Consider the following 17,733-nt stretch of genomic DNA (forward strand, 5'->3'; position numbering starts at 1 on the left):
GTGGAATGGCAAGATCAACGCAGGGTGTAACGGGGAAAAACGCCCCAATACCATCTGTACTTTGGCTGTTGCCATTTCGCCATGTTTGACGAATTTGCACAATCTCGGCACCCCCTTTGGCAAGCGGCGTCAAAGAATATACGGTAACGGAGTTTAACGCGCGGATTTGCACCCAGGGACACGACAGGCGAAGGCATGAGCCTAGGAATACAAAACAACATCACCGGCCGTGCGCCGCGCATACTGTTCTACAGCCACGATACATTTGGATTGGGGCATCTGCGCCGATCGCGCGCCCTTGCCGCAGCTATCACGCAAGCCAACCCGCAAGCGTCAGCCCTGATCCTGACCGGGTCACCCGTGGCAGGTCGGTTCACCTTTCCGCGCCGGGTCGACCACGTGCGCCTGCCAGGTGTGACCAAACGTGCCGATGGCTCGTATGCAGCGCGCACCATTGGCATGGGGATCGAAGAGGTAACCGAACTGCGCGCAGGTCTGATCCAGACTGCCGTCCAGCAATTCGACCCCGATATGCTGATCGTCGACAAGGAACCCACCGGTTTTCGTGGGGAGTTGCTGCCGACACTGGAACATCTGTTGCATTCGCAACGCACCAAGCTGGTTCTTGGCCTGCGCGACGTGCTGGACGAACCCGAAGTTCTGGCCGCCGAGTGGGAGCGGAAAGAGGCCCTTGCCGCGACCGAGCGCTTCTATCACGAAATCTGGGTTTACGGTCTGCGCTCGATCTATGATCCGACCAAAGGGCTGCCGCTTAGCCACGCGGCGCAATCGCGCACGCATTGGACCGGTTACCTGCGGCGGGATCTTGGCCCTGTAGGCGAGCCACCTGAACAACCCTACATCCTGATCACGCCAGGTGGCGGTGGCGACGGTAAGGCGATGGTGAACCAGGTTCTCTCCGCTTACGAAAAAGACCCTACCCTGTCGCCGCGTGCAGTGCTGGTTTACGGCCCCTTTCTTTCCGGTGAGTTGCGTGAAGAATTCGAGACCCGCGTTGCCGCGTTGAATGGCCGGGTGACCGCCGTGGGGTTCGAATCCCAGATCGAAACGCTTTTTGCGGGTGCCGCCGGGGTGGTCTGTATGGGCGGTTACAATACTTTCTGCGAAGTTCTGTCCTTTGACAAACGTGCCGTCATCGTGCCTCGCACGACGCCACGACTAGAACAGTGGATTCGCGCCTCGCGCGCAGAAGGGCTGGGCCTTGTGCGGATGCTGGACGAAAACCGCGACGGGCTGACAGCGGATGCGATGATCGAGGCGATCCGCGACCTGCCGCACCAACCCCTGCCATCGCAGACCATTCAGGACGGGCTGCTGGACGGGTTGGATTATGTCATCGACCGCGTTGACGCGTTGCTAGGCCAGGAACAGGAACGGGCCATCGGATGACCACAGCCCAGCCGAAACTGGCGGTGCTGGTCAAAGGGTGGCCGCGCCTGTCCGAGACGTTCATTGCCCAGGAACTTGTCGCCCTGCAAGAGGCCGGGCACAGCTTTGACATCTGGTCTTTGCGCCATCCGACCGACGTAAAACGGCACCCGCTGCACGACCGTTTTCAGGGTCAGGTGCATTACCTGCCAGAATACCTTTACGAAGAACCACAGCGTGTCTGGGCTGCGCGACAGACTGCGCAAGCCCTGCCGGGCTATGCCGAGGCCTACCGGGTCTGGCGCGCCGATCTGCGCCGTGATCCGACCCACAACCGCATACGGCGTTTTGGTCAGGCCTGCGTTCTGGCCGCCGAATTACCCGACGCGACACAAGTGATGTATGCGCATTTCATGCACACCCCATCCTCGGTCGCGCGCTACGCCGCCATCATGCGTGGCCTGCCGTGGAGTTTTTCTGCCCACGCCAAGGACATCTGGACATCACCCGAGTGGGAAAAGATCGAAAAACTGCGCGCCGACACTCATGGAGCGGCTTTTGGTGCGACCTGCACGGCAATTGGGGCCGACCATCTACGCAGTTTGGCCGACGATCCCGCGCGGGTTCACCTGATCTATCACGGGCTGGATCTGAACCGTTTTCCATCTCCGCCAAACCGTATGCCACGCGCGCCGGACGGGCCGTTTCACATGCTCTCGGTCGGTCGTCTGGTCGAGAAAAAGGGCTTTGACCGGCTGATCGACGCGTTTGCCATGCTGCCAGAAACGCTGGACTGGCACTGGACGCACATTGGCGGCGGAACACTTGGCAATTCCTTGCGTAATCGAGCCGACGCCGCTGGCCTGTCGCAACGGATAACGTGGCAAGGCGCTTGTGATCAACCCGAAGTGATCGAAGCAATGCGCAGCGCAGACCTGTTTGTGCTTCCCAGCCGGATCGCCAGTGACGGAGACCGCGACGGGCTACCCAATGTTTTGATGGAGGCCGCATCACAGCTTTTGCCGATCCTGTCGACGCCGGTATCGGCCATCCCCGAGTTTATTGAAACCGGCACCCACGGCGTCTTGTCCGACGATGATCCGGCCGCATTGGCCAGCGCCATCATCGATCTGGCCGCCGATCCGCAGCAAACTGCTTTGATGGCAAGTGCCGCCTATGATCGTTTGATCGCCGATTTCCGCATGGACCCCGGCATTGCCCGCCTGTCCAAACGACTGCGCGCATTGGGTTCGGACATAGGCTGATGGCACGAGTGGCCTTTTACTCTCCGATGAAAGCGCCGGACAGCCCGGTGCCGTCGGGGGATCGCGAAATGGCCCGCAACCTGATGCACGCGATCGCCGCGCGAGAGGATACGGTCGAACTGGCCTCGCGGCTGCGTACCTACGACAAAGCCGGGGACGCGCAGGTGCAGGCCGCATTGCGCGCCGAAGCTGACGCCGAGGTGCAACGTCTGCTCGCCGATCTTCCCGCGGACACCGCGCTTTGGGTGACCTATCACAACTATTACAAGTCCCCCGATCTGCTGGGCCCGCGTGTCTGCAAGGCGCGCAACATTCCCTACGTTCAGTTGGAAAGCACCCGCGCAACCAGCCGCCTGACAGGTCCCTGGGCCGGGTTTGCAAAAGCTGCACATGACGCCTGTGATGCGGCGCAGGTGATCTTCTACCACACCACCAACGACCTGATCACGCTGCAGCGGGAACGGTACGGGGATCAAAGCCTTGTGGAACTGCCCCCGTTCCTGCCTCGGTCGGATTTGCCGCCCGCCTCGGGCTGTGAGGGGCCGATGCTGACCGTGGGCATGATGCGGCACGGTGACAAGCTGGCTTCTTACACTCTTCTAGCGCAGGCTCTGGCCTTATTGGACGGCGACTGGTCCTTGGATATTGCGGGTGATGGCCCAGCACGTCCCGAAGTCGAGGTGCTGATGGCGCCGTTCGGATCAAAGGTCCGGTTTCTGGGGCAATGTGACCGCGATGCATTGCAGAAGCTGTACGGTGCGGCCTCGGTACTGTTGTGGCCGGGAGTGAACGAGGCCTATGGCATGATCTATCTTGAGGCGCAGGCCAGCGGTGTGCCTGTTGTAGCGCAGGACCGGCCCGGCGTGCGGGATGTGCTGTCCCCGTCGGACTATCCTTCGGTCGACGCTGGCCCCGAAGGATTGGCCGCACGGCTGCGCACCTTGCTGGATGACCTTTCTTTGCGCCTGTCACTGGGGGCCAAAGCCCGCGCGCGCGTGGCCGAACGTCACCTGATGCCTGCAGCAACCGACCGGTTCTGGCAGGCAACACGACCCTTGATGGAGGTTCGATCATGACCCGGCTAGCACTGCTTCGGCACGGTCACACCCATTGGAACCGCGCGGGCCGCATTCAGGGACGCAGTGATATACCGCTGGACGAAGATGCGCAGGCAGAGCTATCCGCTATGCAACTGCCCGCGCCATGGAAGGACGCGGACCTCTGGTCCAGCCCCCTGCTGCGGGCCAGCGAAACCGCCCGTCTGGTCGCGGGACGCGAGCCGCAGACTTCGGACGCGCTGACCGAGATGAACTGGGGTGATTGGGAAGGGTTACACGGGGTCGACCTGATTGCCGACCCAGACAGCGGATACCGCCATATCGAAGACTGGAGCTGGGATTTTCGTCCGCCAAACGGTGAAAGCCCAGCTGAGGTCTGGTCGCGTCTGCAGCCCTGGCTGGACGCTTTGTCAGACGACACGGTTGCCGTCTGCCACATCGGTATTATACGGGTCATTCTGGCGCGGGCCTGGGGATGGGATTTCAATGGCCCCGCCCCCTTTAAAATCAAACGCAACCGCATGTATATCGTCGATATGTCGACACTACGTCCCCAGCCCGAACCCGTCCGCCTGATCAGACCAGAGGCATCACAATGAAGGTGATGATCGTTGTCACGCACTTGTTGGGCACTGGGCATCTGAGCCGGGCGCTGACTTTGGGCCGGGCTTTCGTACGGGCCGGGCACGAGACCTTTGTTGTCTCGGGTGGAATGCCGGCACCACAGCTAGACAGCGCGGGCATGACCCTGTTGGGGCTTCCACCGCTGCGTTCGGACGGCACGGATTTCACCCGGCTTTTGACCCAAAGCGATGAAGTGGCCGATGCCGCCTATCTGACATCGCGCGAAACCGCATTGGTCGCAGCCGTGCAGAGTTTCGCACCTGATGTGCTGATCACCGAGCTTTTTCCCTTTGGTCGCCGGTCACTTGCGGCCGAGTTCAATGCCGCCTTGGTGGCCGCCAGGAACTTACCGCGACGGCCGGTCGTTCTGGGCTCGATCCGCGATATTCTGGCCCCGCCATCGAAGGCATCAAAGGCGGAACGCACGGAAGAGATCGTGTGCCAGTATTACGACGGTATCCTCGTCCATTCAGATCAAAGCGTTGTTCCGCTGGAGGTGAGCTGGCCGGTGACCGATCGATTGCGCTCGCGGTTGTTCTATACCGGTTTTGTTGCGCCCGAGGCGCCTGTGCCGCATCCTGACGCGGTGGGCGATGGCGAAATATTGGTCAGCGCCGGTGGCGGATCTGTGGGCCAGCCGATCTTTCGCGCGGCCATCGAGGCCGCCCAAAAGATACCCAACAGGCGCTGGCGCCTTTTGGTGGGGGGGCAGGACGCAAGGGCACGTATTGATCAACTGTCACAACTCGTGGGCGATGCCCAAGTGACGCTGGAACCGGTGCGCCCGGACTTCCGGCAAATGCTGCCCCATGCGGCGGCCTCAGTCAGTATGTGCGGCTACAACACGGCGCTGGATATTTTGCAATCGGGAACGCCTGCGGTTTTTATCCCGTTCGACGACGGCAAAGAGGTTGAGCAGGGTTTGCGTGGTCAGAGCCTCTCGGACCTGTCGGCCATCGATGTGTTGCCTAGCAAATCCCTTAATGGGGATTCATTAGCACGGGCCGTTGCGTCGGTCATGTCAGATGGCCCACGCCCGGTTTCAGCGCAGGGCTTTGACGGGGCCGCAAGATCGGTCGAGATTGCCGTGAACTTGCGGGAGCAAACAAGATGATGGACTGGCGCCCTTTGGAGGCGGAGTTGGACATCTGGCAGGCGCAGGGCTTGTCGCTGCCGCTGTGGTGGCGGGATGATGACGCCATATCAAGGACACCGCAGCTTGAAAGGCTGTCAGAGCTGTCACGGTCGCTTGGCCTGTCCGTTCATCTGGCGATCATTCCTCGTGATGCCGATGCCGGGCTGGGCGATTACGTCACGCAGCAGCAGTGGCTGATTCCTGTAGTGCATGGCTGGGCTCATCAAAACCACGCACCGCCTGACGAGAAGAAATCCGAATTCGGGTTGCACCGCCCGCTTGAGGCCATAATCGTCGACGCGCAATCCGGGCTGGAGCGCCTGCGTACTTTGTTCGGAGACAGGCTGTGTCCGATGTTTGTACCGCCCTGGAACCGCATCGCGCCCGAGGTGGTGCAGGAATTACCTGATCTTGGGTATCGCATCGTCTCGACAGCGACACCGCGCAAGACGCGGGAACCTGTCCCAAGGCTGGAGCAGATCAACACCCATCTGGACCCGATTGACTGGCGCGGAACGCGCGGGTTGGTGGCGGCGGACAAGTTGATCATTCAGACAGCAGACCTTTTACGCGACCGGCGTGAAGGACGCGCCGACATTACCGAACCTTTTGGCGTCTTGACCCACCATCTGGTCCATGTTCAGGAGATCTGGACCTTTACCCAAGAGCTGCTGAGCCGACTTCTGGACGGCCCCGGTTTTGCCTGGGCAGGCCCCACAATACCAACCGGAGAACCCGAATGAGCCGACTGGATTCCATGCTACGCCGCCTGACCGCGCAACGCGACGGGTTGAATTGGGCGGTCGCGCAGATCAGCGACATGGACGGCGATGTTCTGGACATGGGGCTGGGCAACGGTCGCACCTATGACCATTTGCGGGAAATTCTGCCAGATCGGCGGATCTGGGTCATGGACCGGGTGCTGCAATGCCATCCGTCCAGCACCCCTCCGGCCGAGGACTTTCTGCAGGGCGAAGCGGAGCCCATGCTTGAAAAGCTTGGTATCGACGGGCCAAAGATCGCGCTGGCCCATTATGATTTTGGGCGTGGCATCAAAGAAGACGATGTTGCCGAAGCAGCGCGTCTTAGCCCGCTAATTGCGCGGGTAATGCGGCCCGGCGGGTTGCTGATATCGGGGCAACCTCTAACCGGGTTCGAAGAGATCAAAGGTCCGGATACCATCGCGCCGGGCCGGTATCTGTTCTACCGCGCCTGATCAAGCCACGCGCCGTCCACGAGACCACACCCCGTTCAGCGCCGGGGCGCCATGGTGAAGACAGAATCGGATGATATCTGCGCGCGCGCCGCTGCGCAGTTCTCCGCGGTCGTCCAAACCAACAACCTGTGCTGGCGTCCGCGTCACCGTTCGCAGGCCACGGGCCATATTGCCCCATATCTCCCCCAGACGTGTAGCCGACAACAGCAACGCGGCGGGAACATAATCTGAGGAGAGAATGTCGAGATGGCCCAGATCGGCGAGTTCCTGAGCGGCCACATTGCCGGAATGCGACCCGCCCCGGATCAGATTAGGCGCCCCCATCATCACCTTTATCCCGTGTTCGCTGCAGGCGCGTGCGGCCTCGACGGTGGTGGGAAACTCGGCCAGCCGGATGCCGTGTCCTGCCGAGACTCGCACCTGTTCCGGTGTGGTGTCATCATGGCTGGCCAGCATGGCCCCAAACCGCTTGGCGGCCTTGACGGTTTCGACCTCGTGCTTGTCTCCGTTGCGCTTTCGCATTGCCTTGAGGTCCGCGACATGGCGCTGAAACCCTTCGCCCTCCAACCCCAGCTTTCCTTTCAGGTAAATCTCAAGTTTCGACATATCTTGAAACTGACGTTGGCCAGGTGTGTGATCCATCAACGAAACCAGCCCAACCCTATCTTCGGGGCCGAACTCGTTTAACTCCTCGACCAGGGTCTCTGAACACACCTCGGCCCGAAGATGCAGAAAATGGCTGATCTTCAACACGTCTTGTTCCCGTAGTTGCCACAGTTCACGAGACAGTTCGCGGGCGTATCGTCGGTAACGCTGGCCGCTGGGGATTGACCCGACGCGTATCGCATCGAAGACAGTGGTGATCCCGGTGCTGGCCAGCTCGGCATCATGGGCCAAGATGGCCGCCGCATGCGGCCAGTCGACCTTGGGGCGCGGTTGGATATGGCGTTCCAGATTGTCGGTGTGCAGCTCGACCAGACCGGGGCTGACATAGTCACCTTCGCAATCAATCGCGCCCGGGGGAACCGTGCGGCCGGTGGCGATCTCGGCAATCGATTCACCTACGATACGGACGCTGCCGGTGATCGTCTCATCGGCAAGAACAAGCGTGGCATTGGCAAGGATCATTTCTTCTGTCATCTGAACTTCACACGGTCTGAACAAGTGGAAAGGCTGCGCACAGGAGGCCAACGTGACATTCACGCGATACGCGATCTATTTTATGCCCCCGGCGCGGGCGGAATGGACGAAATTCGCCACCAGCTGGCTGGGCTGGGATATGGAGGTCGGAACGCCCATTGCCCACCTGGTGATAAACGGTGTGGACGTTGCAGCCGTGACCGAGGTGCCGCGCAAATACGGGCTGCATGCGACGATGAAGCCCCCGTTTCGCCTGCGGTATGGGCAGTCGGTTGAAGCGTTGCACGACGCCTGCGCGCGGCTTGCGGCCACGCAGGCCCCGGTCGCCCTGGGCGGGCTGCAGATCGCCCGATTGGGTCGGTTTCTGGCTTTGCGTCCGATGGGGGATGAGGTCGCTCTGAACGCGCTGGCTGCCGCCTGTGTGCGTGATCTGGACAGCTTTCGTGCCCCGCCATCGGAGGCCGAACTGCACCGCCGCCGCGCCCATGGCCTGAACGCCCGGCAAGAGGCTAACCTGGTGCAATGGGGTTATCCGCATGTGATGGAGTCTTTCCGCTTTCACATCACCCTCAGCGGTAAATTGGACAAACCCACGTTGTCGACAGTTGAGCGCGCGCTGCAATCGCACCTTGTTCCCCTGCTGCCCGCGCCCTTTCAAATCAATGATCTGGCTTTGGTGGGCGAGGCAAGGGATGGGCGGTTTCACCTGATCCATCGCTACGTCCTTTCCGGCTGAAGCTGATCGAGAATGGCTTCAACCGTGGCCTCCAGCGGCCCGGAGTTGTCAATCTCGATCACCCGTTTCAGCCCCTCGGGCAAAGGCACTTTGGCACACGCCAACCTTCGTGTCTGCTCAGGTGCGCTCTCACGTCCGCGCATCAACAGGCGTTGCGCCAATACTTCAGGGTCAGCGGTCAGAGAGATCACGATCAGATCGCCAAACACCTCTTGGGCCTGCAACAAGACGGATCGGGACAGGTTCACCAATACGGCATCTGCCCTTTGCCGCTGTTGTTCAATGGTGCGGGGCACGCCGTAGAACAATCCATGCGCGGACCAGTGTAGCGCAAAGGCATCCCGCGCAACCATCTGATGAAACTCTTCAACAGACACTCGGTCGAAATCCTCACCCTCTTCGCCCTCGGGTCGCGTGATCACGCGGCGCGTCAAACAAATACCGATCGCACGTGCCACCAACGCCTGCATCACGCTGTCCTTGCCGACGCCTGACGGGCCCACGACGGCTATGACAGTGGCAAGGCTCATGCGGCCATTCCAGGTGCAAAGTCGGACAGGTCGAACTGGCGATCACAGACGCGCTTGCGTGCGTCGACATCGTGGAAAATGCCGACAATTGCCGCGCCGCGTGCCTTGGCCTGGGTGATCAGCGCCAGAACCGTCTCGCGGTTCTTTGCATCCAGTGAGGCCGTGGGCTCATCCAGCAACAACGCCGGATAGTCATGCACAAAGCCTCGCGCGATATTCACCCGCTGCTGTTCACCGCCGGAAAATGTCGTAGGGCTTAGGGTCCACAAGCGTTCGGGAATGTTCAGCCGCACCAGCAGATTAGCTGCTTTGTCCAGAGCCACTTGCCGGTCAAATCCGATGGCCAACAGTGGTTCGGCCACAACCTCAAGCGTTGGCACTCGTGGGACGACACGCAGGAATTGGCTGACGTATCCCAGCGTTTCGCGGCGCAGGTTCAAAATCTCACGCGGTTCAGCCTGAGCTACGTCGAGCCCACCAACCAGAACCTGACCGGATGCCGCGAGATAGTTGCCATAGATCACCCGCATCAAAGTCGACTTGCCCACCCCCGACACCCCGGTCAAAGCAACACACTCGCCAGGCATGACTTTCAGCGAAGCGCCTTCCATCACCGGGATCACGGCACCGTTCTGATTGTGCAGGGTAAAGCTTTTGCTGACACCTTTAAGTTCGATCATCGCCTTCCCTTTCACACTTGTAGTACGCTTGAAACCAAGAGCTGCGTATAAGCGTGCTGCGGATCGTCCAATACCTGATCGGTCAACCCGGCCTCAACCACGTGGCCGTCCTTCATCACCATCAACCGATCCGCCAGCAGCCGCACCACGGCCAGATCATGGGTGACGATTATGGCGCTCAGCCCCATCTCGCGCACCAGCCCCCGCAGCAAGTCCAGCAAGCGCGCCTGAACCGAGACATCCAGCCCACCGGTCGGTTCATCCATGAACACCAGCCGAGGCCCCGTCACCAGGTTGCGCGCGATCTGCAAGCGCTGCTGCATCCCACCGGAAAACGCGGTGGGGCGGTCATCAATTCGGTCTGTGTCAATCTCGACTCGCCCCAACCAATCCATGGCATCGCCTCGGATCGACCCATAGTGACGCTCACCCACGGCCATCAGCCGTTCGCCTATGTTCCCCCCCGCGCTGACCGACATGCGCAAGCCGTCGCGGGCATGCTGATGGACAAAGGCCCAATCCGTTCGCCCCAGCATCCGGCGTTCGGGTTCCGACATGGTCACTGTGTCCATCGGACCATCCGTGCGCGTGTCAAAGATCACCTGCCCCGTGTCCGGCTCCAGATAACCTGCCAGACAGTTCAGCAATGTTGTCTTGCCTGAGCCGCTTTCGCCAACAATGCCCATCACCTCGCTGGGATAGAGATCGAAACTGACTCCCGTACAGCCGATTCGTGCACCATATGTCTTGGTGATGTCCTGAACGCTAAGCAGGGGTGTCATAACCGTCACCTCGGATCGTAGGCAAACTCGATCCGGTTGCCGCCGGGTTCCCGGATCATGAAATGGATTTTCGGACCCGCGCCGGATGGCTCTGGCGCGAATTCGACCATAACCCCTGGCCAGTCCTTGATGGCATCGAATACGGTGTTCAGCGCGGCCTCGCCCGGCACTTTGAATGCCACGTGATGCAGACCCACATTTGCGTGCCGATCGAACCCGCGCCGGTTGTCACCCTTCTGCTGCCACAGGGTCAGCACGGCGGCACCGTTGCTGATAAAAGCCGAGGGGTACTCCGGCTTGCCACCCACTACATCCCAGCCTAACCCGTCGACAAAGAACCCTTTCGAGGCGTCCAGATCAGCGACCGTCAGGCCAAGGTGATCAATTCCCAATACATTCTGCCGTATCATATCTCGCCTTCCTTGCTTAATCGCCCTTGGCTCCCCCGCGCGCGTCGCGTGCGGCAGTAATCCGTGTCGGAACAGACAAACATCCGGTTGCCTGCATCATCCATGATTACCTCGTCCAGATAACTGTCCTCTGCCCCGCACAGGTCGCAGGCATGATCGGCCTTGGTGGGTTCGAACGGGTAATCTTCGAAATCCAGGCTCACCACTTTGGTATGCGGCGGCAGCGCATAGATGCGTTGTTCCCGCCCAGCCCCGAACAGCTGGATCGCGTCCATTTCCAGCTTCGGGTTGTCGAATTTCGGGATCGGCGACGGATCCATCACATAACGCCCCGAGACCTTTACCGGATAGGCATATGCGGTCGAGATCACCCCGTGTTGGCTGATATCCTCGTACAATTTCACATGCATCAGGCCATATTCCTCAAGACTGTGCATCTTGCGGGTCTCGGTCTCGCGCGGTTCGAGAAAACGCAGGGGTTCAGGGATCGGTACCTGATACACAAGGATCTGATCCTCGGTCAGTTTTACTTCGGGGATGCGATGGCGTGTCTGGATAACAGTTGCCTTCGCGGTTTCCTCGGTTGTCGCCACCCCTGCGGTGTTTTCAAAGAACTTGCGGATCGAAACGGCGTTGGTGGTGTCATCGGCCCCCTGGTCAATCACTTTGAGCGTATCGTCCGGCGTCAATGTTGCAGCCGACACCTGCACGCCGCCCGTTCCCCAGCCATAGGGCATGGGCATCTCACGGCTGGCAAAAGGTACCTGATATCCCGGAACAGCCAGAGCCTTGAGGATAGCTCGGCGGATCATCCGCTTGGTCTGCTCGTCCAAATATGCAAAGTTGTACTCATTCATTTTGAAGTATCACTTTGTGTTTTGGTATTTTTATGGACGTTTTTGTATGTGGAGCGGTCTTTTTGGCCGTTATGTTTTATCTCATCCTGCATATCCGCCATTCCAGACGGCGACGAGAATCGATGCTGCGGGACAAGGCCGGTATTTGGAAAGCAATCGGCGCCCCTGACCTTGGCGATCACAGAGTGAAGGACACGGAATAGGAGCAATAAACCGCTTATCCGCTGTGCGTTGGTTGGGCTCATTCGGCTGCCTCCTGCGGTGTAGTCCACGCCTCGGCCTCGCGCCGCAGCTTGCGGACCAATTCCAGTTCGGACTGAAAATCCACGTAGTGCGGCAGCTTGATATGTTCGAGGAACCCGGTCGCTTGAATGTTGTCCGCATGGCTCAGGACAAATTCCTCGTCCTGCGCGGGGGCACCCAGATTGTCTTCTCCCAATTCCTGCCAGCGCAACGCGCGGTCGACCAAAGCCATGGCGATTGATTTGCGTTCCGACTGGCCAAAGACCAGACCATAACCGCGTGTGAACTGGGGTGGTTCGGTCTTGGAGCCCTTGAACTGGTTCACCGACTCGCATTCGGTCAATTCCACCTCGCCGATTTCGATGGCAAAGCCCAACTCGGGAATATCCATCTCGACCGCGACTTTGCCGATGCGCAATTCGCCGACAAAGGCGTGGTTGCGGGCGTAACCGCGCTGGGTTGAATAGGCCATGCCCAACACAAACCCCTCATCCCCGCGGGCCAGCGATTGCAGGCGCAGGGGGCGCTCGGCCGGAAACTCCATCGGTTGCCGGGTCAGGTCAGTCGGGGTGTCTTCGCTTGCAGGTTCATCCTGAATGATATCCTCATCCTTCAGAAAGTCGGCGATATGCGGAACCGGGTCTGTGCGTGGCTGACCTTTGGGTGAAGGCGGAACCTCGCCCTCGGCGGCCAGTTTGAAATCCAGCAAACGATGTGTGTAATCAAAGGTCGGACCCAGCACCTGTCCGCCCGGCGCATCCTTGAACGTGGCCGAGATTCGGCGGTCGCAGGCCATACGGTCTGTTTCAACCGGGTTGGTATACCCGAACCGGGGCAAGGTGGTGCGATAGGCACGGATCAGGAAAATCGCCTCGATCAAATCGCCGCGCGCTTGCTTGATGGCTAGAGCAGCCAGATCGGGGTCGAATAAAGACCCTTCGGCCATTACCCGGTTTACCGCAAGGCTCAGCTGTTCACGGATCTGCGCGATGCTGAGTTCAGCAACATCGGTCGCCCCGCGCCGTTCCTCGGCCAGCCAGGCATGGGCGTTTTCGATGGCCTTCTCACCGCCTTTTACAGCCACATACATCGACTAACCCTCTGCTTTGATCTGCGTGCTCCGCGGCAAGGCCGCGACTTTGTCACCGCAGGTGAAGAAGAAATCGCATCCCAATGGATACAGCGCCGCATTGGCCCGAAGCGTCGGAATATCCGGTAGTGACAGACGGGCGACGCCCTTGATCCCCGGCCCCGTCAGCATTGCCCCCGCTTGATTTAGGTCGTCACATTCCACGATCAGCGTCGCTGAACGGTCAGGATACTCAGGCGTTCCAATGCGGAACTGCCCCAAGGGCATCAGCGCTTGCCACGTTCCGATTGCGAAGTCAGCCTGGTCCGCTGCCACAAGCGGCGCACCGGTGTGAAAGGTCAACCATTGCCGCACTGCATCCGTATCAACCTCACCCGCCAAAAACACACTGGTGTCCGGGTCGCAAAGCGTCAGCAGCAACGTCCCCGCCACCACGGACAAGGGCGCGGGTGGGTGAGTGCCGATGATCCGGCGGATCTCACCCGGGCGCGCCATGACCGTCATCGCGGCACGAAAAGCATGGGCCGCTTCAATTGGTGCGTTCTGGAACCCGCCTGAAAATTGGTTTTGCACGGTCATCAGTCTTCACCTCGCACCATCGTAAAAAATTCGACCTTGGTGGCCGCGGCCTTGGCGGCGCGGGTTGTTTTGGCTGTCTGCATCTGTTGACCAAGCGGAGCGATCACCCGCGCACGAACGTCTCCGGCGGCGTCGGTTTGCATCAACGCATCAACCAGCGCCGCTTTTTCCGCTTTTCGCTTGGAACGCCCCTGCACATAGCCATGGCCAACTGTTCCGTCCTGCAACGCGAGCGAACAGCGCGTGATCGTCATTTCACCCAGATTAAATGGCGCGCCTGTGCCGCCGATCCGTCCGCGCACCATCACACCACCTACTTCGGGGTGACGGATCCATTGAAAGCGCGGAAGCGCGCCAATTTCATCCAACAACGCAATCAGTTCTTCTTCTGGAGCGCAGGCCAGCAAACCCATCCATTCCTGACGCGCAGCATTCGCGGTTTTTGTTTTATCGGTCATCAAACCCCCTTGGCCAGGTTGTCTACATGAACTATACAACTAGACAAATATTACACCCCTCGCGGAGAACCCGCAATCCGCGCACCCGTGAAAGTTTGGTGACATGAATAAAACGCCTGTCTGGAAAAGCATTGCGCTCAGCCTGACCTCGGACATAGCCGAGGGGCGATACAATACCGGTGACCGGTTGCCGACCGAGGCGCAATTGGCGGCGCAACATGGTGTCAATCGGCATACGGTACGGCGCGCGCTGTCGGACATGGCCGAACAAGGTCTGGTCCGCCCACGGCGCGGGTCAGGCGTTTTTGTGGCCGCGCGCCCGACCGATTATCCAATTGGCAAACGGGTGAGATACCACAAAAGCATATCGGCCAGCGGTAAGATGCCGGGCAAGACGATCCTGTCGTTGACCACCCGCGCGGCAGATGAAACCGAAGCCGAAGCTCTGCAGCTTACCCCCGGAGACACGGTTCACGTGTATGACGGCCTGTCTCTGGCCGATGGCCAGCCCATCGGCCTATTTCAGAGCGTCTTTCCGGCTGATCGTCTGCCCGACATCCTGACTGCGCTGCAAGACACGCGATCCGTGACCAAGGCACTGCAACGCTGTGGCGTCGCAGACTACACCCGTGTGTCTACCCGCCTGACCGCGCGGGCTGCCACGGCGACACAGGGTTTGCATCTGCAACTGTCGCAAGGCGCTCCGGTGCTGTTTTCGACGGGGATCAATGCCGATCTAAACGGCGTGCCGGTCGAATACGGGCGCACGGTTTTTGCAGGAGAGCGGGTTACCCTGACCCTGAATAATGATTGAGCACCGGAGGCTCTCGCCCGTCTTCGACCTCCTTGCGGAGGCCTCATCCCGTTGGGCGTAGCGCTGCGCATGGCGCCGGACCCAAAGCCGCCAAGGGGTATCGGCACAGCCCATGCGCCTGCGGGTGCGGGAGTGGCTCCGCCCTTTGACATGACTGCTCCTATAATGCTCAAGCACTCCTGCAACGCGATAAAAGTTTTGTAACGTTGGGCAAACCACGGGGGCTACCCTTTGCAATGCAGCGCAGGTATACGCGACCGCGACTCTTTAGCTGACACGAGGCCACCATGAGCTTTGACCGCACCATCAAGATCGCCCCGTCGATCCTATCCGCCGATTTCGCCAATTTCGGGCAAGAGATTCAGGCGATCGAGGCCCAGGGCGCGGATTGGGTCCATGTCGACGTTATGGACGGCCATTTCGTCCCGAACCTGACTTTTGGCCCACCCGCCGTCAAGGCATTCCGCCCGCATGTCAAAACGGTGATGGATGTCCACCTGATGATTGCGCCGGTTGATCCTTATATTCAGGCTTATGCCGATGCAGGTGCCGATATCCTTACGGCGCATGTCGAGGCCGGTCCGCACACCCACCGTACGATGCAAGCCATTCGTGCAGCCGGAATGAAGGCAGGGGTTGCGCTGAATCCCGGCACGCCAGCCGAAGCCGTCGAGCATCTTCTAGACCTGACCGATTTGGTCTGCGTCATGACCGTGAACCCCGGCTTCGGCGGTCAGAAATTTATCGACATGACCAGCAAAGTCCGCAAACTGCGTCAGATGATCGGTGACCGCCCCGTGCATATCGAGATCGACGGCGGTGTTGACCCGAAAACAGCCCCGTTGGTTGCAGCCGCAGGGGCTGACGTGCTGGTCGCAGGATCAGCCGTCTTCAAGGGTGGATCAGTTGAAAGCTCCGGTGTCTATGGCGACAATATTCGCGCCGTAAGGGCTGCCGCAGAATCCGCGGTTTAGGCCATCTGTAATCTGGCGGTTTGCAGAAACCGCGAAATCTCGAGCCCAAGGCTGGCTTCGATTGAAATTGCCAGATCTGGCTGTTTTTGCAGTTCCGCAGTCAGATCGGACATGTTCCATTCGATCACCCGTGACGGTTTAAGGGCTGTCACGGTCACCGGCGCGGTAAAGCCCTGATCTTTGGCCAGAAAGGCCGTCCCGCCAAGGAACCGGCCTTCGCCCAGCGTGTCTACTCGGTCTCCGCTCATCTCAACACCGATTTCCCCATCCACGATAAGCGATAGGCTGTGTACCGGGCTACCTTGCGTTAACAGATTGGTTCCAACCGGAACCGTTTTTGCAACTCCCATTCTCAGCAGGTCATATGCGTCCCGCTCCGAGAAATTGCGCAAAGCGATTTCATAGAGGTGTCTTTGCATATCGGTAAATGGCACCGGGCGTCGTTCCAGCAACAAACGCACAATCCAAAAGATGTTGATACCGGTGAAAAACAGGTTCCACCCGATCGGGGCCCACAGCGGCGCGGGTTGCAGATAGTAATAGGGCAGCAGGATCATCGCGCCAATCACCGACAGAACACGCAGCCAGAAAATATCCCTGACCGAGTAAGAAATTAGGTAAAAGACATTCGCCGCATTTACCAAAAGGTCCAAACCCACCATGCCCTACCTCATCAGTTTTGCGCGCTGACCGGGGCCAGGCGCGCTTTACAGGTGCATGTTGAGTTTAGCAGTCGCTGTTAGGTGGGCTAGAGCGTTGATTCCGACCTACTACTTTTCCACCCGGAATCTTTCAGGTTTCTCTGAAAGACAGGTTATGTGGCTTACTTTCTGCTGCGGACGTGGCAGGTGCGATCTGGTGCCCGTCTCAGGATCATCGGCGCTTAGGATTGCGGCTTGCATGTCGCCCAGATCGGTGCTGTGCAGGATACGCGTGCTGTAGTGTACGAACGGAAGTCCAAACATGATTTACCCCAAGCTCTGATTTTCTGACACCAACCCCTGCGAGTCTCGCGCCGTTTGCTTCGAGTGCAAACATGGGGTCACTTCTTTGCGTTGAAGTGGAGGTAAGATTAAACCGCCAAAACGACCGCAGATCTTGCCACGAAAATAGCAATTGCCAAGCAGGTCATCTTGTGACCATGAACAGCCGCATCAAACATCTAAATGAGAATGCCCCATGATTGAACGCATCGACACCGGCGAACGGTCCTCGAAAATCGTAAAACACAACGGCGTGGCCTACCTGACCGGACAAGTCGCCGAGGGTGACACTATTCAGGAACAAGTCCGAATTTGCCTCGAAAAAATCGATGCCCTGCTCGTACAAGCCGGGTCATCACGTGAGAAAATGCTACGTGTAACGATCTGGCTGGCCGATATGAAAGATTTTGCCGGATTGAACGAGGTCTGGAATGCCTGGGTTCCCAAAGGTCACGCACCGGCCCGCGCCTGCGGGGAAGCCAAGCTGGCACGCCCCGAACTGAAAGTGGAATTTATCGTGGATGCTGCTTACGATTAAGCCTTCGGCAAAGGCAGTTTGCGCGCATTAGCATACATCCAAGCAAAAAGGGCGCCCCAAGGGACGCCCTTTCTTTGAGTATTGGCTTTAGCGCCTTACTCGATGATTTTCGACACAACGCCGGCGCCGACGGTGCGGCCACCTTCGCGGATGGCGAAACGCAGGCCGTCTTCCATCGCGATCGGGGCGATCAGCTCGACGGTGAAGCCGACGTTGTCGCCGGGCATGACCA

24 protein-coding genes are annotated in these 17,733 nt (G+C 59.4%); 11 read left to right on the plus strand and 13 right to left on the minus strand.

The window, feature by feature from the left end; all coding sequences use genetic code 11:
* Nucleotides 1-195: 195 nt before the first annotated feature.
* From ACR0AL_RS19080 to ACR0AL_RS19110, 7 genes are read left to right on the plus strand one after another with little or no spacing between them, the layout of a single operon-like run.
* Nucleotides 196-1,410, plus strand: coding sequence for a glycosyltransferase family protein (locus tag ACR0AL_RS19080; protein WP_170351804.1), 1,215 nt, complete (start codon nt 196-198; stop codon nt 1,408-1,410).
* Nucleotides 1,407-2,654, plus strand: a complete 1,248-nt coding sequence (locus ACR0AL_RS19085) for a glycosyltransferase family 4 protein (RefSeq protein ID WP_480664289.1) — start codon at nt 1,407-1,409, stop codon at nt 2,652-2,654. Before ACR0AL_RS19080 ends, ACR0AL_RS19085 begins: the two co-directional genes overlap by 4 nt.
* Nucleotides 2,654-3,730, plus strand: coding sequence for a glycosyltransferase family 4 protein (locus ACR0AL_RS19090; RefSeq protein ID WP_480664291.1), 1,077 nt, complete (start codon nt 2,654-2,656; stop codon nt 3,728-3,730). The genes ACR0AL_RS19085 and ACR0AL_RS19090 overlap by 1 nt, the downstream gene beginning before the upstream one ends.
* The gene (locus ACR0AL_RS19095; RefSeq protein WP_170351807.1) at nt 3,727-4,311 is read left to right on the plus strand and encodes a histidine phosphatase family protein; all 585 of its coding nucleotides are present in this window, start codon (nt 3,727-3,729) and stop codon (nt 4,309-4,311) included. Before ACR0AL_RS19090 ends, ACR0AL_RS19095 begins: the two co-directional genes overlap by 4 nt.
* Nucleotides 4,308-5,450 carry a glycosyltransferase family protein gene (locus ACR0AL_RS19100; protein ID WP_480664293.1) on the plus strand — a complete coding sequence of 381 codons (1,143 nt, stop codon included), beginning with the start codon at nt 4,308-4,310 and terminating at the stop codon, nt 5,448-5,450. Before ACR0AL_RS19095 ends, ACR0AL_RS19100 begins: the two co-directional genes overlap by 4 nt.
* Nucleotides 5,447-6,214 (plus strand): polysaccharide deacetylase family protein, encoded by a 768-nt coding sequence (locus ACR0AL_RS19105; protein WP_480664295.1) that lies wholly within the window; start codon nt 5,447-5,449, stop codon nt 6,212-6,214. Before ACR0AL_RS19100 ends, ACR0AL_RS19105 begins: the two co-directional genes overlap by 4 nt.
* On the plus strand, nt 6,211-6,687 hold the full coding sequence (locus tag ACR0AL_RS19110; protein ID WP_480649018.1) for a class I SAM-dependent methyltransferase: 477 nt from the start codon (nt 6,211-6,213) through the stop codon (nt 6,685-6,687). Before ACR0AL_RS19105 ends, ACR0AL_RS19110 begins: the two co-directional genes overlap by 4 nt.
* On the opposite strand, the gene ACR0AL_RS19115 is transcribed toward ACR0AL_RS19110, so the two are convergent.
* A complete protein-coding gene (locus ACR0AL_RS19115; RefSeq protein ID WP_480664297.1) occupies nt 6,688-7,827 on the minus strand; it encodes an alpha-D-ribose 1-methylphosphonate 5-triphosphate diphosphatase in 1,140 nt (379 codons plus the stop codon).
* A gap of 52 nt (nt 7,828-7,879) precedes the next feature.
* Between ACR0AL_RS19115 and ACR0AL_RS19120 the strand changes: the two genes are divergently transcribed.
* A complete protein-coding gene (locus ACR0AL_RS19120) occupies nt 7,880-8,563 on the plus strand; it encodes a DUF1045 domain-containing protein (protein ID WP_170351812.1) in 684 nt (227 codons plus the stop codon).
* Here the strand turns inward: ACR0AL_RS19120 and phnN are convergent.
* The 9 genes from phnN to phnG are packed head-to-tail and all read right to left on the minus strand — an operon-like array spanning nt 8,545 to nt 14,192.
* Complete coding sequence (phnN, locus tag ACR0AL_RS19125; protein WP_170351813.1) at nt 8,545-9,093, minus strand: phosphonate metabolism protein/1,5-bisphosphokinase (PRPP-forming) PhnN; 549 nt, start codon at nt 9,091-9,093, stop codon at nt 8,545-8,547. The two genes, ACR0AL_RS19120 and phnN, sit on opposite strands and share 19 nt — an antisense overlap.
* Entirely contained in the window at nt 9,090-9,773 is a 684-nt protein-coding gene (phnL, locus tag ACR0AL_RS19130) for a phosphonate C-P lyase system protein PhnL (protein ID WP_170351814.1), read from the minus strand. Before phnL ends, phnN begins: the two co-directional genes overlap by 4 nt.
* A gap of 11 nt (nt 9,774-9,784) precedes the next feature.
* Nucleotides 9,785-10,555: a phosphonate C-P lyase system protein PhnK gene (gene phnK, locus ACR0AL_RS19135; protein ID WP_170351815.1), complete on the minus strand. Its 771-nt coding sequence runs from the start codon at nt 10,553-10,555 to the stop codon at nt 9,785-9,787.
* 5 nt (nt 10,556-10,560) lie between these two features.
* Nucleotides 10,561-10,965, minus strand: coding sequence for a VOC family protein (locus ACR0AL_RS19140; RefSeq protein WP_480664299.1), 405 nt, complete (start codon nt 10,963-10,965; stop codon nt 10,561-10,563).
* A complete protein-coding gene (locus tag ACR0AL_RS19145) occupies nt 10,962-11,822 on the minus strand; it encodes an alpha-D-ribose 1-methylphosphonate 5-phosphate C-P-lyase PhnJ (RefSeq protein ID WP_480664301.1) in 861 nt (286 codons plus the stop codon). Before ACR0AL_RS19145 ends, ACR0AL_RS19140 begins: the two co-directional genes overlap by 4 nt.
* On the minus strand, nt 11,819-12,067 hold the full coding sequence (locus tag ACR0AL_RS19150; protein ID WP_480664303.1) for a hypothetical protein: 249 nt from the start codon (nt 12,065-12,067) through the stop codon (nt 11,819-11,821). Before ACR0AL_RS19150 ends, ACR0AL_RS19145 begins: the two co-directional genes overlap by 4 nt.
* Nucleotides 12,064-13,155, minus strand: coding sequence for a carbon-phosphorus lyase complex subunit (locus ACR0AL_RS19155; protein ID WP_480664305.1), 1,092 nt, complete (start codon nt 13,153-13,155; stop codon nt 12,064-12,066). The genes ACR0AL_RS19150 and ACR0AL_RS19155 overlap by 4 nt, the downstream gene beginning before the upstream one ends.
* Before the next feature lie 3 nt (nt 13,156-13,158).
* Entirely contained in the window at nt 13,159-13,734 is a 576-nt protein-coding gene (phnH, locus tag ACR0AL_RS19160; RefSeq protein ID WP_480664307.1) for a phosphonate C-P lyase system protein PhnH, read from the minus strand.
* Complete coding sequence (gene phnG / locus ACR0AL_RS19165; protein ID WP_480664309.1) at nt 13,734-14,192, minus strand: phosphonate C-P lyase system protein PhnG; 459 nt, start codon at nt 14,190-14,192, stop codon at nt 13,734-13,736. Before phnG ends, phnH begins: the two co-directional genes overlap by 1 nt.
* A gap of 103 nt (nt 14,193-14,295) precedes the next feature.
* On the opposite strand from phnG, the gene phnF reads away from it, so the two are divergent.
* Nucleotides 14,296-15,006 carry a phosphonate metabolism transcriptional regulator PhnF gene (gene phnF, locus ACR0AL_RS19170; RefSeq protein WP_480664311.1) on the plus strand — a complete coding sequence of 237 codons (711 nt, stop codon included), beginning with the start codon at nt 14,296-14,298 and terminating at the stop codon, nt 15,004-15,006.
* A 287-nt stretch (nt 15,007-15,293) separates the two neighbouring features.
* Nucleotides 15,294-15,980: a ribulose-phosphate 3-epimerase gene (rpe, locus tag ACR0AL_RS19175; RefSeq protein ID WP_480664313.1), complete on the plus strand. Its 687-nt coding sequence runs from the start codon at nt 15,294-15,296 to the stop codon at nt 15,978-15,980.
* Here rpe and ACR0AL_RS19180 read toward each other — a convergent pair.
* Together ACR0AL_RS19180 and ACR0AL_RS19185 are read right to left on the minus strand one after the other, a co-directional pair.
* Nucleotides 15,977-16,642 carry a Crp/Fnr family transcriptional regulator gene (locus tag ACR0AL_RS19180; protein WP_170351823.1) on the minus strand — a complete coding sequence of 222 codons (666 nt, stop codon included), beginning with the start codon at nt 16,640-16,642 and terminating at the stop codon, nt 15,977-15,979. The two genes, rpe and ACR0AL_RS19180, sit on opposite strands and share 4 nt — an antisense overlap.
* 108 nt (nt 16,643-16,750) lie before the next feature.
* Entirely contained in the window at nt 16,751-16,945 is a 195-nt protein-coding gene (locus tag ACR0AL_RS19185; protein ID WP_170378877.1) for a hypothetical protein, read from the minus strand.
* 214 nt (nt 16,946-17,159) lie between these two features.
* Here ACR0AL_RS19185 and ACR0AL_RS19190 point away from each other — a divergent pair, with 214 nt between their 5' ends.
* A complete protein-coding gene (locus ACR0AL_RS19190) occupies nt 17,160-17,501 on the plus strand; it encodes a RidA family protein (RefSeq protein WP_170414024.1) in 342 nt (113 codons plus the stop codon).
* 95 nt (nt 17,502-17,596) lie between these two features.
* On the opposite strand, the gene ACR0AL_RS19195 is transcribed toward ACR0AL_RS19190, so the two are convergent.
* On the minus strand, nt 17,597-17,733 hold a 137-nt coding region (locus ACR0AL_RS19195; RefSeq protein WP_480664189.1), incomplete at its 5' end, for an EF-Tu C-terminal domain-related protein.

The organism is Ruegeria sp. BB1 (assembly GCF_056539465.1).

Coding starts and splice junctions, on each gene's coding strand:
- ACR0AL_RS19085 (WP_480664289.1), top strand. CDS start 1,407: ATGACCACAGCCCAGCCGAAACTGGCGGTGCTGGTCAAAGGGTGGCCG.
- phnH (WP_480664307.1), bottom strand. CDS start 13,734: ATGACCGTGCAAAACCAATTTTCAGGCGGGTTCCAGAACGCACCAATT.
- ACR0AL_RS19180 (WP_170351823.1), bottom strand. CDS start 16,642: ATGGTGGGTTTGGACCTTTTGGTAAATGCGGCGAATGTCTTTTACCTA.
- ACR0AL_RS19150 (WP_480664303.1), bottom strand. CDS start 12,067: ATGAGCCCAACCAACGCACAGCGGATAAGCGGTTTATTGCTCCTATTC.
- ACR0AL_RS19080 (WP_170351804.1), top strand. CDS start 196: ATGAGCCTAGGAATACAAAACAACATCACCGGCCGTGCGCCGCGCATA.
- phnG (WP_480664309.1), bottom strand. CDS start 14,192: ATGACCGATAAAACAAAAACCGCGAATGCTGCGCGTCAGGAATGGATG.
- ACR0AL_RS19110 (WP_480649018.1), top strand. CDS start 6,211: ATGAGCCGACTGGATTCCATGCTACGCCGCCTGACCGCGCAACGCGAC.
- phnN (WP_170351813.1), bottom strand. CDS start 9,093: ATGAGCCTTGCCACTGTCATAGCCGTCGTGGGCCCGTCAGGCGTCGGC.
- ACR0AL_RS19140 (WP_480664299.1), bottom strand. CDS start 10,965: ATGATACGGCAGAATGTATTGGGAATTGATCACCTTGGCCTGACGGTC.
- ACR0AL_RS19100 (WP_480664293.1), top strand. CDS start 4,308: ATGAAGGTGATGATCGTTGTCACGCACTTGTTGGGCACTGGGCATCTG.
- phnK (WP_170351815.1), bottom strand. CDS start 10,555: ATGACACCCCTGCTTAGCGTTCAGGACATCACCAAGACATATGGTGCA.
- ACR0AL_RS19115 (WP_480664297.1), bottom strand. CDS start 7,827: ATGACAGAAGAAATGATCCTTGCCAATGCCACGCTTGTTCTTGCCGAT.
- ACR0AL_RS19145 (WP_480664301.1), bottom strand. CDS start 11,822: ATGAATGAGTACAACTTTGCATATTTGGACGAGCAGACCAAGCGGATG.
- ACR0AL_RS19190 (WP_170414024.1), top strand. CDS start 17,160: ATGATTGAACGCATCGACACCGGCGAACGGTCCTCGAAAATCGTAAAA.
- phnF (WP_480664311.1), top strand. CDS start 14,296: ATGAATAAAACGCCTGTCTGGAAAAGCATTGCGCTCAGCCTGACCTCG.
- ACR0AL_RS19185 (WP_170378877.1), bottom strand. CDS start 16,945: ATGTTTGGACTTCCGTTCGTACACTACAGCACGCGTATCCTGCACAGC.
- ACR0AL_RS19090 (WP_480664291.1), top strand. CDS start 2,654: ATGGCACGAGTGGCCTTTTACTCTCCGATGAAAGCGCCGGACAGCCCG.
- rpe (WP_480664313.1), top strand. CDS start 15,294: ATGAGCTTTGACCGCACCATCAAGATCGCCCCGTCGATCCTATCCGCC.
- ACR0AL_RS19105 (WP_480664295.1), top strand. CDS start 5,447: ATGATGGACTGGCGCCCTTTGGAGGCGGAGTTGGACATCTGGCAGGCG.
- ACR0AL_RS19155 (WP_480664305.1), bottom strand. CDS start 13,155: ATGTATGTGGCTGTAAAAGGCGGTGAGAAGGCCATCGAAAACGCCCAT.
- phnL (WP_170351814.1), bottom strand. CDS start 9,773: ATGATCGAACTTAAAGGTGTCAGCAAAAGCTTTACCCTGCACAATCAG.
- ACR0AL_RS19095 (WP_170351807.1), top strand. CDS start 3,727: ATGACCCGGCTAGCACTGCTTCGGCACGGTCACACCCATTGGAACCGC.